Below are 14,453 nucleotides of genomic sequence, written 5' to 3'. Positions count from 1 at the left end.
ATCAGCAAATTTAATTAGCACCACCCGGATATCTTCTGCCATCGACAGAAGCATTTTCATAAATGTTTCGGCCTGTTTGGTATTCCGGCTTTTAAATACCCCCGAAATCTTGGTAACCCCGTCAATGAGGTGCGAAACCGTATCACCAAACTTTTCTTTTATATCATCCAGCGTTACTTCGGTGTCCTCAACCGTATCATGCAGCAGGGATGCGACCACTGAAACGTCATCAATATTGATTTCGGATGCTACAATTTTAGCAACTGAAACAGGATGATAATAGTAAGGTTCGCCCGAAGCGCGTTCTATCCCTTCATGTGATATATAGCAGAGTTTAAAAGCCCGCGAAACCAGATTTTCGTCAACCTCTTCCAGGTTTTCGCGACATACTCTTAACAGATCCTCCAGATCCTCTTGCTGAGGGGGATCCAGAACATAATTGTTGAGATCGACATCGTATGTTGTTTTTGTGCCTGCCATGTGGATTACATCAAAGAGTAGTTAAGCGCTTTCATTATAGACAACAATACCAAAAGAATTTACATTCAAAAAAGGAACTGTATGCTTATTTAGCAATCATAAAATGAACAAAAATAAAAAAGCGGACGCTTTAGTAACGTCCGCCTTAAGAGTAAAGGTATATACTTTAGAAGGACAAGGAAATCCCGAAAATAAGTCGCCCATTGCTATTTTTTATATCCGACAACTCGTCGCTATAGTTAGAAACATCCTCAAAACGATATTCCACAAATGGTTTGATCATCGGTATCGGACTCACTTTGGCCCCCACAAAACCGTTCCAGTAGATACTGCTGTCGTCACTATTTTCAGGCCTATCAACATTTCCTAAGTCTTGCCGGGTGACATCCAGTGTAGAAGCTCCCAAGCCCAGGCCTACATACGGACTTACCAAGCCCAACGAAATACCACCTACGGCAGCTAAACCGTAATCGTAGCTTGTAATGTCGGTAGAATACGTTCGGTCAGCATAAGATATATCATCGTTAAAATAGCTGAAATGTGCTCGTAGTCCCAGATCAACAATGGGTACTTTATTTAAAATTCCTCTTTCGAGTCGAAAGCCAAACCCATTCTGCGGATCTTCATCTCGTATTTCGTAGGAAGCCCCGATGCTGGTTTGCCCATAACTCATTTGGGGCATCACGCCCAACGATAATGCAATGACAACTATTGCTAATATGCTTTCAGTAAATTTCATAATGGTCTCCTCTTAATATGGATTTGATTTCTAATATTTTTCTTAGGGTAAGGGTGTAACAAAAGTTATGCAAATTAAGTTACTATTTTGTCATAAAATTATGGTGACATAAGCATGAAGTAGTTTTATCGGTTATATATCAGATAGTTCCGGTTCTATTAAAAAAATCTCCCTACGCTGAATCCCTATTTTATGAGCGTCATTTTCTGCAATTTAACTGTTTCTCCGGCCTTCAGGTGAATAAAATACATCCCGCTGGAAAGGCTACTGCCATCAAAACGAACTGTATAAGAACCGCTTGCCTGGGACTGATCAACTAATGTACGCACCTTCCTTCCTAACACATCATAAACCTCAAGCGACACCTGTGCCTGTGATGCTACCTGATATCGAATTTTTGTTTCGGGGTTAAAGGGATTGGGGTAGTTCGGCAACAGGTTATGTTCTGTAATCCGCGTACCCGCTGATGCTTTGACCAAAACCATCTCTTCATGTGGTCGTTGAATCTTCGTTTGTTCATTTGCTCCCACATCATAGTAAACGGTATCCTGATCGGTAATTCCTTTTAAGATATATCCCTTATTGGATGAAGCTCCCGTAACCGTAACCGGAAAACTGTTGGCCGTAAATTGTAACTCTGTTTCATTTCCATCAGCCAAACGTAAGCCCTCCGTGCTTCGCACATCAAGTACCGCCTCCGGAGCCATTGGTGGCATCCTAAATTGTTCTCGCTCTGCCTGACTTAAAGACTGCTCGGATATATAAAATTGCTGCTTCGTGTTACCGATGCTAAATGTTATTGTATTAAATTGACTGGCTGCCAATTCAGGCCGCTCTTTTTGGGCTGTACTCTCGGGATCGATCTTGATTTCTCCTGCCTGATTGGCCCGAATCCAATACCCCTTAAAAGATTTTATATCGGAAGCCGCCTGGTAACTTCCATCCGCAAATTCGTAAATATCGGAAGCACTTAATATACCATTGGGATCGCTGACAGCTGAAATCCCTACCGTATCAGCAACACCACCCATAAGATTCCATCCTTCCTCCAGCGCTATGGTAGCCGAAGTGTCGGCTCGTCCACCGTAGACGATTTCTGAACCGGAGCGACTTTTCCCCCAGTACCCTTTATGAGAGTTGATGCTGGCAACTGATTTGTATGTACCGCTAAATTCGTACAATTGCAGACTGTAACCAAGCTCAGCATCAGAATCTGAAACCATTGGAGATCCAATCAATTGCCAGTTATTATTTACTTCAAGAGTATCTTTAATTACCGGCAGTTGATCAACAACCACATCTCCCACATCGGTTCGTCCCACAAAAATTCCGCGGCCGTGTGTACCTGCGGCAATGGTCCCATCCGAAGGACGCACATCCAAATGCTCGACCACCGAATAACCGATACTTTCGGGACTTCCATCATCAGATTCGCGCTGCCAGGTAGTCGAATTCCCATCCAGATTCATCGTAGAATATAAACCGGTGCTGGTACCCACGAAATAAATATTTCCTTCTTGGGTAGGCAAAATTTGGGCATTCCGGAGTGATGGTCCGGCTTCATCACCCAAGCTCCCTTCGACTAATGACCAGCTATCACCTCCATCTGTAGAATGATACAAGCCATCAATACCATAATTCGACATCACGGCAATTATTTCATCTCCGTCATTAGGATGAACAGCGATGTCATGGAGATATGCACCTGAGGGAGCACCGGTAATTGATATATCGGTAGGTGTATCAGAATTCGAAGCATCATCCAGGCGGTAAATTTCCGGCACCCCCGAAGAGGAATAAGCCCCATAGTATAGCCGATCAGATGGGTTTATAGTTGTTACCGCAAGTGTTGTGATTGTGTATCCTGAAGTAGAAGTACCCTCAAAAGACTCCCATCCCATGTTTGTACCGCCTTGATTATAGTTAGGAATTTCATCCATAGCAGTATTACGCCACATCGTTGTTCCGCCGGGATAGTACATAATAGTATCGTCATTGGGATCGACGGAATAGGGGTGTATAAAAAGCTGGTTTTGTGCACCCGAAGGGTGAACACTGCTCCATGTTCCCGAAGGAGCCTCGTAGGGTGAGGTTATACTGCCGTCGGACTCAATACCAAGTCGTGTAACTTTCCCGTTTTGAGTAGAAACATAGGCATAATCTGTACCCCAGTATGCATACGCTCCATCCCCGCTGGAGACATCTTGCATGCCCGTAGTCTGCGTATTTGTTTCATCAAAACGGAAAAAGGGTGTTCCATTGTCCTGTGTACCGCCCAAGAAACGGTCATCACCAGCTTCGGAAGGAATAGCCACCGTATAAAACTGTCCGGTGACATACCCCTCATCAGTATCTTCCCAGTTTACAGACGATGCGGTAATATCCGTCGTTTCACTTAATCCTCCATCGTGTCCGGACCATAACGTTTTGGGATTATCCGGATGGAATACGAGCACATGCTGATCGGGGTGTTGATTGGGATACTGACTGACATTATTGGTATTGGCATATCCTCCAACCCAGTACTCATCTTTTTCACTATCGTCCGACAAACCATCACTGTCTGCATCTTCGGGAGCGGTCGCAAAGCCATCGCGCGAACGAAATAAGTTTGTTGCCCCCAACAGCACAAAATCGGGGTCATCCGGTTTTACAGCAAGCACCATATTATAATTTCCCTGCGTATTTACATATCCAACCGATCCACCAAAATCAGGCAAATTATCTGATCGATCTTCACTATCATTGTTAGCAAAATCGAGCATAAAAAAGCTAATGTCTTCATTTTCTTTCGAGCCCGTGCCCTCATAGGTATAACTGTAAGCCGTATCCGGAGCCGAGCGAGCAAAAGCCAAATAGGTACGGTCGTGGGTAGATGGGAAATCAGTGGGCGTCACATCGGTCCAGCTGCTTCCGTCATCAGTTGAGCGATAAATACCCGGGCTTTCCGGTTGGTTGCCTCCGGCACTATTTTCTGATAAGGCTGCCAACAAATCGCCATTACTATTAACAATAACATCTGCATACCGATATCCTCCCGGTGCCCCCAAAGCAAGATTAAAGCTGCTCCCTCCATCCGATGATTTAAAAACGCCAAAACCATTTGCTGCGAAATACACATCCCCATTCTTCGGGCTTACGACAATTCGAGAAATATAGTCAAACTCACTGTTCCAATCCGTGTCCGTATCCTCAGTTGCTGTTAAGCGTGACCACGTTTCGCCATTATCAACAGATTTATAAATACCTGTGCCAGCATACGAAGCCCTATATCCGCGGTCCGAGGCAGAGTTACCATTAAATTCACCTGTTGCATAATACCAGGTATCAGTATTGGTTGGATCCTGGGCCACACTGGTCACGCTCATATTCTGATTGGGATCCGTTTTGAGCTCCCACGTATTGCCTCCATCGGTACTTTTCCACATCCCGCCCGAAACACCCCCGGCCAGTATGGTATTGGGGTTCGCCTGATCAAAGGCCAAGGCCCGTGTTCGTCCGCCCAGGTCTGCCGGCCCGGCCATGTGCCATGTTATCTCCCCTATTTGCCGGGCATTTGCTGCATTCGATTTGCGCAACAACCCATCATTGCGGCCAGGGATTTGTTTAGCGTGTTCGAGCTCCCGGGAACGTATATTGGGAGGAATTCTATCTGTAGCCGGATCGCGCAGTAAATTGAAAAAATAATCCGTTCGAGCTTTCTTCTTTTCGACCGGATCAAGGGTTGTATTTTCAGTTGCCATTGTCGGGGCATCCCGTCCCGGCAATCCAAACACCCAAATACCGGCTATCAGTAAAAATAGTACAAACAGTCCGGCAATTGTACGATAGCGTTTCCCTTCTCTGTATTTCATAGATAATCTTTATTGTAATTTTAAGTCGACCAAAGACCAGCTTTTTTGGGATTGTGAATCGCCAAGATTCATTCCCCTTTCAGAAGATATAACAATGGTAACGGTATCCCCTTTCTGCATGAATTCTTTACGATCCGGATTATTTTTTAAAAATCGCTCAACATTAATCGTCAATTCTTCTTTACCAGCAATAGGAGATATTGATGAACCATAGCCCACTACTTCTTCCACTGTTACAACAAGATGCCTATTCTTATCGCTATCAAGATCAGCAGTTATAACTACCGCTTTTATCAAAGCTGTACCGGGGGCCAACTCCTCATCCACGGGCGACGGAGCTGTTTTTTTGTCGGCTGTATCTTGTTCAGATGTATCCTCCTGAGTGGTAAAGGTTGGCCTTTCCGGAGCAGAAATACTGTCGCTGTAAACAGATGCCGGTTGTGGACTATTTGGGGAGGAGTCTTCTGATAAGAGATACCATCCCAATCCCCCAAGAAGAACAAGAATAACGGATAGCAATAATTTTGAATTTTTCACGATCTCCTGATTACTGATTATGAACGTTGCTAATATTGTTACACAGAAAGCAATAAAAGAATAATTTATTAATACCGAAATCAGAATATCTGAAAATTATGTTCACTGTGGACATTCCAATATCAGAATGGTATCTTTAGACATAATTTTAATTCCCACCTTAGAATTGTGATCAAGATAGAATTATCTAACGATACACTTCTTTGACGATCCACCTAAGGTGTCTAAACACAATACTTAGTATACATGACACAACAAGGTAAAGTTAAATGGTTCGACGTTGAGAAAGGATTTGGATTTATCGAACCTGAGGACGGAAGTAAAGATGTTTTCGTCCACCGCAACAACGTAGAAAATTTGGATTATAATCAAGGTCTTGAAGACGGAGAAAATGTAGAATTCGACGTTGAAGAAACCGACAAAGGCTTGAGTGCTATTGAAGTACGCAGCCTTGATTATAAGTAAGTTTTAGCCAAGATTTTTTGGTATATTAAAGCCCGCTTTTTAGCGGGCTTTTTTATGTTACAAATGAAACGCCTTCCTATTCCTTTCTGTTTTTCTTTGACTGTAATCCGGAACCTAACATGAGCTTTTTAGGTCTAAGCAATACAAAGAGATTTTAATTTTTTCGAAATTACTTTTATTGTTTGATCTAATATTAAGAGGTCGGCACAACTGAACAACCTGTTACCATTAACTATGCATCAACCCCCTGCTAAACTTTTTCAGCAAAAACTTCGTGAGGAGAATATTACACCACAGGAATTTTCACAACTATCAGGAATGCCTGAAACCGAGGTACAGGGTATTTTGGAGGGCAACCTCCCTATAACCAGGCTTCGGGCTTATCATTTAGCTGCCGCGCTGGATACCGATGTAACAATGTGGCTAAGGGATGAACAAGAGAATGCGTTAGTTTCAGATGTTTAATCGAATCTTTAGATATCCGGTAGAAAAAGTCGTAATAAAGTAACCGCGAACTCTACCATTCCTGAACTTAATCCCGGTTTAAAGTACGAATCTTGCATTTTGAGCGATCTGCAACTATAATCCGCTTAACGTAACTCCACTCCCCGCTTAGTTCTTTTTGTTGATACGGATTCTTCTATCAATATTACCGGTTATATCTTCCACATGGTGTAAATGGAAAACATTAGCCAAAAATAACATCGCTAACGTTCCAAGCAGCGCAAATACAAGCACGCCACTCATTTGAACATATAAGGCACAAATACCTATAACGGGAGCCCCTACTGTTCCCCAAATGATATTACTTTTTAGGGTAATGCCTTCGTGACCCATTATGTATCCGACGATCCACCCTGTTGTTGCTCCTAAAACCAAGAGCCAAAAAATGGTTGTCGCTGATAGTGTTTCCATAGGTTGATGATTTATTAGTATTTAACAGCTAAGTTATCAACACGCAGCTACTTTTGTTGTGAGGGAATTCCTATTTTATGGCTAAACAGGCTAAATAGTGCCGGTTCTGGACAAGTGTTAGATTTATAGCGAACTGACTACGGAAAACGGTTACGCTACTCTATTCGGTTTATTCCCGAATTTCTCGGGACACGATGAAAGGAGGCCTAAACAGGATATGGATCACTGATGATAAAACAGCGAATTATTCCTGCCAATTTAAACTGTCAGCTCGACAGTGAGCGAGTTTTTTAAAATGTACCCGAAACCCAAAAACATAGATTTCTCTCTGCGCTGCACTCCGTTCGAAATGACATTCGGGGGTATTTGTTTAGGGCCTTATGAAGTTAAGCTCTCAAAGAGGGTCCTCCCGGAGCTTATCCAGTAAGACGTTATATAAGTTTTTATTTCAATGATTAAAACGGAATTCTGTTTCTTTCAAACACCGGTAAAACTTGGATTTGGGAACACCGTTGAACTGAGCCAGCCGGCGTTTGGCAAAGCTCCAGAACGACTCGATCCCATTAATATGCCGGCTGCCATCGGCGAACTCACCCTGGCCGTAAGATCCATTACAAACAGGCGGATCAACTGCCGGAATTTAGACTCAGAAATTTTTAAACGCTTATAATATTTATTATTCATTGCATAGCAATATCTTACAAAGATTTATAACATGCTATGCTTCACTAGACCCTTATTTAATTACTCAATCCAAGCAAGCATTCTATAGATAAGACCCACAGTCATCTCGAAGTTCTTGGCAAAAAGCAAATTATCCCAACCCTCTCTGTCATCTCGAGCGTAAGCGAGAGATCTTTGTTTAGCAGAATGAGGGAAAAGTAAATCTCGGATTTCTCATTCCGTTCGAAATAACAAGCAGGTTAGTTAATATAATTAACACCCCTTATATCCTCCCCGCCCGTAAATCATCTTTGTAGTTTAGAAACTCCCACTCGGGGTTCACACTGTTAATCAATGCTTCTTTTTTCTTGCGACTCCATTTCTTCAGTTCCTTTTCACGCTCTATTGCTTGCTGTGAGGTCTTATATGCTTCATAATAGATCAGTTTGTAACAATAATAACGCCCCGCAAATGTTTTGCTATCCCCTCTATTTTTATAATGATCATTTAAACGACTACTGAGGTCATTGGTCATGCCAATATAAAGAGTAGTTTTTCCTGGATTAGTAGTAATATAGACGTAATACGGCATTTGCACTTCTCTTAGTTCCGATTGTCTTAACAGTAAGATTCATTTTTAATCAAAACCTTACATTTTTTATAGGTTTTCGGACTAATATCGATGATTACAAAAACATTATTTTTATTTAGGCTTAATGCGGAGGGATAAAACATCTCTTTTTTTGTCATCTCATGGTTAAGATAAAAACTAACACACAGATTTCTCTCTGCGCTGCACTCCGTTCGAAATGACAATCTGGGGTATTTGTTTAATTACTCAATTTAAGTAAGCATTCAATAGCTAAGTATCCACAGTTATCTCGAAGTTCCTGACAAACAGTAAATTATCCCAACCCTCTCTGTCATCTCGAGCGTAAGGGAGAGATCTTTGTTTTTTGAATGTACCCGAAACTCTAACACACAGATTTCTCTCTTCACTGCGTTACGTTCGAAATGACATTCTGGGGTATTTGTTTAATTACTCAATCCAAGCTGGTATTCTCTATGCTAAACACCTACAATCATCTTGAGCAAAGTAAACGTAGCAAACGTAGTCGAAAGATCTCCAAGCGTTAGCTCGAAGGTGATTGAGAGCTGATCCTTTAGATTCTACGCGACCCTCATATCTGGAGATTCCTCCGCTTGCGGTCGGAATGACATTGCTTTTCAAAAGCATACCTTCCTTCCACAAGGGGAACTTCTCCTGCCGCCTTCACGGTTTTAAAACGGGGTCCGGGGCGAATCGCGGGAAAGCAATCCAAAATAGTAATAAACACTTCAGAGCACTCTGTAATCTGATGATTTTAGAAAGAACAACATCTACGATCCCCCCCCGCACTTTTTTTCGCCGCGCCCCGTCTTACGGTGGGCTGTTTTTTGGTGACAAAAAATAGACCTCTGCAATCTTGTGTTTAGCTCAGAACAGATGCTGAAACAAGTTCAGCATGACATAGTCCCGGGTATTATATCGGTCCCGATGATTTCTGTTAGGGTTGCATAAAGATAAAAAAGAACACCATTTATCGGTTTTTAACTACTCATAAAATGAATAACTAAACAACCTATGGAAAATATTGCTGGTGAGTACATACCTACTCACAACGATATAAACTCATACTTCCTGTCTATAGCGCATTGTAGTTCTTTGCAAACAGTGAATAATCTCTCCCCTCTGTCATCTCGAGCGCAAGGGAGAGATCTTTGTTTTAAGCGAGAAAACAACTAACCAAAGTTTTCTCATTCTGTTGCACTTCATTTGAAATGACAATCGATGTTGTAGAAGCAATATTACTTCATCATGCAGTCATTGAGCCTGCTACAAAATATTCATTCACCCAAATCACATTGCTACAGCTTCACGGTTTTAAGACAGGGGGCCGGGGCGCAGCAAAAGGTTCACTAATAATCGTTTTTTGATTACAAATTGGTGACAAAAAAAGAACAACCCACCCCCTATTAGTCATTCCAAATAAGATCTATATTAAAATCGAACTTATAAACTATCCCTATACGTTTGGCGCCTTTTATGAAGCCTATTCTCATAATTTTTCCAAAGGGATCGGATAGCATCATTATCTGCAAGCTCAGGATTGCTTTCGACCGTAGTGATACCCTTCTGGTTAAATACCTCGTTCATCTCCTGAAAAATGATCGACGTTACGCCTTTATTTTGGTATTCCGGATCGATGCCAATGAGGTAAAAAGCAGCTTTTTGAGGAAAATACCGGGCCTTGAGCAGGTGAAACCAACCAAACGGTAGCAATTTGCCGTTAGCCCGCTGTAGTGCTTTTGAAAATGACGGCATCGTGATAGCAAAAGCAATCAGCTTACCGTTTTCATCGGCCACACAGTTAATAAAATCCGGGTGAAGATACTTCAGATATCGATCCTTATAGTAGGCAATCTGCTCAGATTTTATTGGGATATAGGTACTTAAATTACTGTAGGTTTTATTAATGAGCTCAAACATTTCATCGGCATGTTTCACAACTTCTTTGGAATTAGAAAAACGGACAATACTCAGGTTATACCGATCCTGAATCAGCTTCGAAAACCGTTCAACTTTGGGCGGCGAACGATCAGGGATCTGAATCTCATACTCCACCCATTCTTTCTCCTTCTCATAGCCGAGCTGCTCCAGGTGTGTAGCGTAATGAGGCAATCCATACCAGGTAACCATCGTGTTGGGCTCCTCAAATCCCTCTACCAGCATACCGGCCTTATCCATATTAGAAAGCCCCAGCGGACCTTCTATAAATTCCAATCCCTTATCTTTGCCCATCTTCCGTACTTGCTTTAACAGTGCTTCGGTAACCTTCAAATCATCGATACAATCGAAATAGCCAAACCTTATTTTGGGGATATCCAGCTCCCGTACTTCCAGCCAGTTTATGATGCCTGCAATTCTACCCACCGGCTGTTCATCTCGATAGGCCATAAAATATCTAACTTCCACATGATCAAACACCGGATTTTTCCGGGGATCCAGATTATCCAGCTCATCACCAATTATCGGGGGCGCCCAGTAGGGATGATCATCTCCCAATAACAAAAATGGAAAAGAAACGAAGTCAGACAGCTCATCATGAGATGTCAATTCACGAATAGTAATCATGCAGTATCAGTTTTTGCTAAACGAAAAACAAAGTTATAAATCCCAATTTTTGCTTATGGTACTAATAAATAAAGGCAAAAAATAATGAAAATTTATTGACCTTATATTCATTGATCAGAATGCAGCGATCTATATAACGTTTGTCAAAGTATACTGATATGATGGAATCTTTCCCTTCCTTTTAAGAACTGTCATCCTATGTTCCCACCAGTGATTGATTGGCAGATACAATTAGCAGATATTCCGTCAAACGGAAGGTTGGTGGCAGGCAGGGAACCAGTCAGCTGTCATTGAGCCATAAAGCTCGTTCGTAATGATTGCCCTGCCGGTTGCCACCACCGTGTGACCACGGACAGTTCAGTAGGCCTCGAGCCAGTATGTAGGATGGATTTGGACACGGGAACCTTCTTCACGTTCAAAACTAATATACAAATCGATGAATACTATTGGTATAGATATTTCAAAGCGGTGGTTTTATGGGTACTGCCCTCAACGAGGGCAAAACAGGCGGTTTGCAAACAAGATGACCGGATGGGAACAATTTTTCCGATGGATTCCCAGCGATGCCCATATTGTGATGGAAGCCTCAGGCCCTTATTATCTCAATTTGGCAAGCTGGCTTTACGAACAGGAGGTTAGGGTGAGTGTGGTCAATCCACTGGTCATTCGGCGCTATAGTCAAATGAAGCTTACCCGCACGAAGACTGATTCCAAGGATGCCGCCTTACTTGCCCAATACGGCATAGACCAGCAACCGGTGCGATGGGTTCCTCCCTCAGAAACCCGACAAGCCTTGAAAAAGCTCATGAGTATGCGGGAAGGACTACTGCGTCAGAAAGCTATTCTCACCGGTCAGGCTGAGGCATTTAACCAGAATAGGGGTATTGAGCCCATGGTGGATGCCCTTAACCGGACGATGCAAAAAGAATTAGAACATCATATTGCTCGTATTGATCGACGTATGGAAGCATTGGCTGAGGAGCATTACCAGCAGGTTATGGCAGCACTTTTAACTATCCCTGGTATTGGCAAGAAAACAGCCATTGAACTAGTAACAGTTACTGATGGATTCGAACGCTTCGATAGCGCTAGAACGCTGGCTAGCTACGTGGGTATTTGCCCTCGCGTCTGGGAATCGGGGTCGTCGGTCAAGGGTCGTGGTAGTATTAGCAAGTTGGGTTGCCCGCAATTGCGGAAGCTGCTGTATATGTGTAGCTGGTCCGCAAAACGCAGTAATCCAGCCTGCAAGAAAATGTATAATCGATTGAAGAAAAAAGGGAAACCAGAAAAAGTGATTAAGGTGGCCATTGCTCATAAACTGCTTAGACAGGCATTTGCTGTCGGTAGCAATTGTGAACCTTTTACAAAAGAAAAAGCCTTAGCTGCTTGATTTTAAACACAGTTCATTACGAGGAGAAGCTTGGACGACGAAGTAATCTCCCAAAACAAGCCCGCGTAGCATCAGAGGGGTAACTTTTTGTACCTCAGTTAGCTCTTTGCAGGAGATTGCCACACTTCACTCATTATACTCGTTCGTTCGCAATGACAGGCGCTGTTTTAAAAGCAATGTCATCATGACTGCAGCGGAGGAATCTCCTTCCATTCGGTTTTCGCGTAGCATCTGAAGGGCCATCCTTCGCAAGACCAGATTGCTTCGTCAGCCGAAAACCATGCGTTTCCTCGCAATAACAGGCGTTGGTCAGAAAGTCGGATAGGATTACGAGTAATTTGTATACCCAATAAAATTGATATCATTCATGGTGGAGCGAAGCGCAACGTTGGCTCTCTTCGCCTTATCAGATATCCCTTACATCATAAATCAAGCTTTGCCTACAACATCCCTACAAAAGGGACTATGCATTCTCTTCCCCAAAAAATCTATTGTTATAACACAACCAAAACCGACAGTCGATCCTATTTCATAAACCAAACCTCTTATCACCTGCATTATGGCTACGAAACCCAACCAAGATATTTTTGACCTCTATGATTTGATGCTTGAACAGCTAAGAGATCTTTATGATGGGGAACAACAACAAACTACTTTTTTGGAAAACCAATCAAAGATAGCAGAGTCGTTTAAATTAAATGAATTCTTAACTTTCCATCTCAAAGAAACCAAGCGCCATGCCCAACGCATCAAGAAGGTTTTTGAGATCCTTAATGAAAAAGCCGAAGGAGAAAGCTGTGACGGAATTAAAGGTCTTATTAAAGAATCTCAAAAGTTAGCCGATCGATGTATCAATGAAGAGGTGCGCGATGCGGCCCTCATAACCGCCGTTCAGCATATCAATCATTATGAGATGGCCGGTTATGGTACGGCTATTGCCTATGCCAAAACGCTTGAACGCCATGATATTGCCGAACTATTGCTGGATACCCTTCGGGAAGAGAAACGCGCTGATATGGGACTGAGTGACCTGGCCGAAAACAAGATCAATCCCGATGCCAAATGGTCGGCCATTGTGAATAAAGTGAGCAAACCGGCTTCCACCGAAATCAGATAACTTCTATTTAACTATCTATTCCTGCTGATCATGAAACATACCTTGACACGAAATCTTAAAATAAAAATTAATGCCAGATCTCTTTCCCCCACCGATATGAACAGCCTGGAGGAGTGGGAAAACGAAGGCGGATTAACCACTTCTCAAACGTCATTCTTAAAATCTTTGAGTCCGCTAAGGAAAGGAGAAATATTTGAAGTCACCGGTGGCGATATCCGTTTTGAAGAGGGAGAGCTGTATTATGAGGCCGAAATTGAGATTTTGGCGTTGTCATAACGTTCCCCCGTTTCCTTTTTATTTAGGAGCAAGCGGGCGGTGTAAAACGCGAATTATTACCTATCCACTTAAATTGTCACCTTAACCGCCAGGGAAAGATCTTTGTTGTTGAAATGTGCTCGACCCCTTAACACACAGATTTCTCTCTTCACTGCGTTCCGTTCGAAATGACAGCTTTATTTATATTATGTCATTTCGACCGCGTCAGGGAGAAATCTATGTTTTCAAGAAAGGGAACAACTAGCCATAGGTTTCTGATTTCGGCACCTTCCATCAATCCCCTGTATCCCCTTCTCCAAGGGGAATTTTCGGGTCCGGGTTCACGGTTTTAAGACCCTGAATAACTCGGGGCGCAGCAAAAGGGGCACTAATAATCGGTTTTGAGTTACTCAAAAATGAACAGCCAAACAACCTACATAAAAACATTACTCCTGAGTACATACCCACTCACAAAGCTATAAATCCTTATTACCATAAGACTACCTGACTATAACACACTGTGGGAATTGGCAAACAGCGAATGATCTACCCACGCTGTCAGCTCGACCGCCAGGGAGAGATCTTCGTTGTTGGAATGTGCTGACCCCCTAACACACAGATTTCTCTCTTCACTGCGTCCCGTTCGAAATGACATTCTGGGGTATTTGTTTAATTACTCAATCCAAGCTGGCATTCTATAGCTAAACACCCACAGTCATCTTGAGCAAAGTGAGCGTAGCGAACGTAGTCGAAAGATCTCCAAGAGTTAGCTCGAAGGTGATTGAGAGCTGATCCTTTAGATTCTACGCGACCCTCATATCTGGAGATTCCTCCGCTTGCGGTCGGAATGACACTGCTTTTTA

At 42.7% G+C, this 14,453-nt stretch carries 13 protein-coding genes and 1 pseudogene; 5 read left to right on the top strand and 9 right to left on the bottom strand.

Going from position 1 to position 14,453, the window contains the following annotated elements; all coding sequences use genetic code 11:
- The 4 genes from ACQ76V_RS11780 to ACQ76V_RS11765 all read right to left on the bottom strand — a co-directional run.
- Window positions 1-480, bottom strand: a 480-nt coding sequence (locus ACQ76V_RS11780) for an HD domain-containing protein (RefSeq protein ID WP_441000697.1), incomplete at its 3' end; no start/stop codon positions are given.
- A gap of 166 nt (window positions 481-646) precedes the next feature.
- Window positions 647-1,219, bottom strand: a complete 573-nt coding sequence (locus tag ACQ76V_RS11775) for an outer membrane protein (protein ID WP_441000696.1) — start codon at window positions 1,217-1,219, stop codon at window positions 647-649.
- Between the two features lie 185 nt (window positions 1,220-1,404).
- Entirely contained in the window at window positions 1,405-5,073 is a 3,669-nt protein-coding gene (locus tag ACQ76V_RS11770) for a T9SS type A sorting domain-containing protein (RefSeq protein ID WP_441000695.1), read from the bottom strand.
- A gap of 9 nt (window positions 5,074-5,082) precedes the next feature.
- Window positions 5,083-5,610, bottom strand: a complete 528-nt coding sequence (locus ACQ76V_RS11765; protein WP_441000694.1) for a hypothetical protein — start codon at window positions 5,608-5,610, stop codon at window positions 5,083-5,085.
- Between the two features lie 246 nt (window positions 5,611-5,856).
- Here ACQ76V_RS11765 and ACQ76V_RS11760 point away from each other — a divergent pair, with 246 nt between their 5' ends.
- Both ACQ76V_RS11760 and ACQ76V_RS11755 read left to right on the top strand, forming a co-directional pair.
- The gene (locus ACQ76V_RS11760; RefSeq protein WP_441000693.1) at window positions 5,857-6,075 is read left to right on the top strand and encodes a cold-shock protein; all 219 of its coding nucleotides are present in this window, start codon (window positions 5,857-5,859) and stop codon (window positions 6,073-6,075) included.
- A 234-nt stretch (window positions 6,076-6,309) separates the two neighbouring features.
- Window positions 6,310-6,540 carry a hypothetical protein gene (locus ACQ76V_RS11755; RefSeq protein ID WP_441000692.1) on the top strand — a complete coding sequence of 77 codons (231 nt, stop codon included), beginning with the start codon at window positions 6,310-6,312 and terminating at the stop codon, window positions 6,538-6,540.
- Window positions 6,541-6,687: 147 nt separating this feature from the next.
- On the opposite strand, the gene ACQ76V_RS11750 is transcribed toward ACQ76V_RS11755, so the two are convergent.
- From ACQ76V_RS11750 to ACQ76V_RS11735, 4 genes and pseudogenes are all read right to left on the bottom strand, one after another.
- Window positions 6,688-6,990: a hypothetical protein gene (locus tag ACQ76V_RS11750; protein ID WP_441000691.1), complete on the bottom strand. Its 303-nt coding sequence runs from the start codon at window positions 6,988-6,990 to the stop codon at window positions 6,688-6,690.
- Between the two features lie 448 nt (window positions 6,991-7,438).
- A pseudogene (locus tag ACQ76V_RS11745) lies at window positions 7,439-7,594 on the bottom strand (IS1595 family transposase); the annotation flags it as partial.
- Between the two features lie 342 nt (window positions 7,595-7,936).
- Complete coding sequence (locus ACQ76V_RS11740; RefSeq protein WP_441000690.1) at window positions 7,937-8,245, bottom strand: GIY-YIG nuclease family protein; 309 nt, start codon at window positions 8,243-8,245, stop codon at window positions 7,937-7,939.
- Window positions 8,246-9,706: 1,461 nt separating this feature from the next.
- A complete protein-coding gene (locus ACQ76V_RS11735; protein ID WP_441000689.1) occupies window positions 9,707-10,828 on the bottom strand; it encodes a GNAT family N-acetyltransferase in 1,122 nt (373 codons plus the stop codon).
- 436 nt (window positions 10,829-11,264) lie between these two features.
- Between ACQ76V_RS11735 and ACQ76V_RS11730 the strand changes: the two genes are divergently transcribed.
- The 3 genes from ACQ76V_RS11730 to ACQ76V_RS11720 all read left to right on the top strand — a co-directional run bounded on the left by ACQ76V_RS11730 (window position 11,265) and on the right by ACQ76V_RS11720 (window position 13,611).
- Window positions 11,265-12,218, top strand: a complete 954-nt coding sequence (locus ACQ76V_RS11730; RefSeq protein WP_441000688.1) for an IS110 family transposase — start codon at window positions 11,265-11,267, stop codon at window positions 12,216-12,218.
- 559 nt (window positions 12,219-12,777) lie between these two features.
- On the top strand, window positions 12,778-13,335 hold the full coding sequence (locus ACQ76V_RS11725; RefSeq protein WP_441000687.1) for a YciE/YciF ferroxidase family protein: 558 nt from the start codon (window positions 12,778-12,780) through the stop codon (window positions 13,333-13,335).
- 30 nt (window positions 13,336-13,365) lie between these two features.
- Window positions 13,366-13,611, top strand: coding sequence for a hypothetical protein (locus ACQ76V_RS11720; RefSeq protein ID WP_441000686.1), 246 nt, complete (start codon window positions 13,366-13,368; stop codon window positions 13,609-13,611).
- 487 nt (window positions 13,612-14,098) lie between these two features.
- Here ACQ76V_RS11720 and ACQ76V_RS11715 read toward each other — a convergent pair whose 3' ends face one another.
- A complete protein-coding gene (locus ACQ76V_RS11715; protein WP_441000685.1) occupies window positions 14,099-14,245 on the bottom strand; it encodes a hypothetical protein in 147 nt (48 codons plus the stop codon).
- Between the last annotated feature and the right edge of the window lie 208 nt (window positions 14,246-14,453).

It is taken from the genome of Fodinibius sp. SL11 (assembly GCF_052060035.1).
Lineage (GTDB): Bacteria > Bacteroidota > Rhodothermia > Balneolales > Balneolaceae > Fodinibius.
This window is presented reverse-complemented; position numbering and strand designations above follow the sequence as displayed.

What these genes read in the sequence shown, in the direction of transcription:
- ACQ76V_RS11775 (WP_441000696.1), bottom strand. Translation starts at nt 1,219, where the DNA reads ATGAAATTTACTGAAAGCATATTAGCAATAGTTGTCATTGCATTATCG.
- ACQ76V_RS11770 (WP_441000695.1), bottom strand. Translation starts at nt 5,073, where the DNA reads ATGAAATACAGAGAAGGGAAACGCTATCGTACAATTGCCGGACTGTTT.
- ACQ76V_RS11760 (WP_441000693.1), top strand. Translation starts at nt 5,857, where the DNA reads ATGACACAACAAGGTAAAGTTAAATGGTTCGACGTTGAGAAAGGATTT.
- ACQ76V_RS11755 (WP_441000692.1), top strand. Translation starts at nt 6,310, where the DNA reads ATGCATCAACCCCCTGCTAAACTTTTTCAGCAAAAACTTCGTGAGGAG.
- ACQ76V_RS11750 (WP_441000691.1), bottom strand. Translation starts at nt 6,990, where the DNA reads ATGGAAACACTATCAGCGACAACCATTTTTTGGCTCTTGGTTTTAGGA.
- ACQ76V_RS11740 (WP_441000690.1), bottom strand. Translation starts at nt 8,245, where the DNA reads ATGCCGTATTACGTCTATATTACTACTAATCCAGGAAAAACTACTCTT.
- ACQ76V_RS11735 (WP_441000689.1), bottom strand. Translation starts at nt 10,828, where the DNA reads ATGATTACTATTCGTGAATTGACATCTCATGATGAGCTGTCTGACTTC.
- ACQ76V_RS11730 (WP_441000688.1), top strand. Translation starts at nt 11,265, where the DNA reads ATGAATACTATTGGTATAGATATTTCAAAGCGGTGGTTTTATGGGTAC.
- ACQ76V_RS11725 (WP_441000687.1), top strand. Translation starts at nt 12,778, where the DNA reads ATGGCTACGAAACCCAACCAAGATATTTTTGACCTCTATGATTTGATG.
- ACQ76V_RS11720 (WP_441000686.1), top strand. Translation starts at nt 13,366, where the DNA reads ATGAAACATACCTTGACACGAAATCTTAAAATAAAAATTAATGCCAGA.
- ACQ76V_RS11715 (WP_441000685.1), bottom strand. Translation starts at nt 14,245, where the DNA reads ATGTCATTTCGAACGGGACGCAGTGAAGAGAGAAATCTGTGTGTTAGG.